Source organism: Pseudomonas sp. 28 E 9, from assembly GCF_900004785.1.
In the GTDB taxonomy this organism is placed as follows: domain Bacteria; phylum Pseudomonadota; class Gammaproteobacteria; order Pseudomonadales; family Pseudomonadaceae; genus Aquipseudomonas; species Aquipseudomonas orientalis_A.
The window spans coordinates 24940-25519 of the sequence record NZ_CVTK01000045.1 but is presented as its reverse complement, the minus strand read 5'-3'; the positions used below and the strand labels follow the sequence as shown (position 1 = coordinate 25519).

Genomic DNA, 580 nt, shown 5'->3' with positions numbered 1-580 from the left:
GGTACTGTTGTTGTCGATACGCCGGCCAACGACGTTTACGTTAACGGTTCGACCGTCAGCACCACCATTACCGGAGCTACCGGCGGCAACTTTGAAAACCTGGTGCTGAGCACGACGCCTGCGGTTACTACAATCACTGATTCGGTCGATGCTACCGCCGTTACGCTGACTGCCGACACGACAGTCACCGAAGGCGGTCAGATCACCTACACCGCGACCCTGACCAACCCGGCACAAACCCCGGTGAACGTCACCTTGAGCAATGGCTCGGTGATTACCATCAAGGCGGGGGAGTCGACAGGTACGGTCGTGGTCGACACACCGCCGAACGATGTCTACGTTAATGGCAGCACCGTCATCACCACCATTACCGGTGCAACCGGCGGCAACTTTGAAAACCTGGTACCGAGCACGACGCCTGCGGTCGCCACTATTACTGATGTGGTCGATACCACTACTGTCACGCTGACGGCCGGTTCCGCCGTGACCGAAGGCGGTCAGATCACCTACACCGCGACCCTGACCAACCCGGCACAAACCCCGGTGAACGTCACCTTGAGCAATGGCTCGGTGATTACCA

General features: G+C 58.6%; 1 protein-coding gene. It reads left to right on the top strand.

From position 1 onward, the window contains the following. On the top strand, window positions 1-580 hold a 580-nt coding region (locus BFQ00_RS29655), incomplete at both ends, for an immunoglobulin-like domain-containing protein (RefSeq protein ID WP_170827558.1).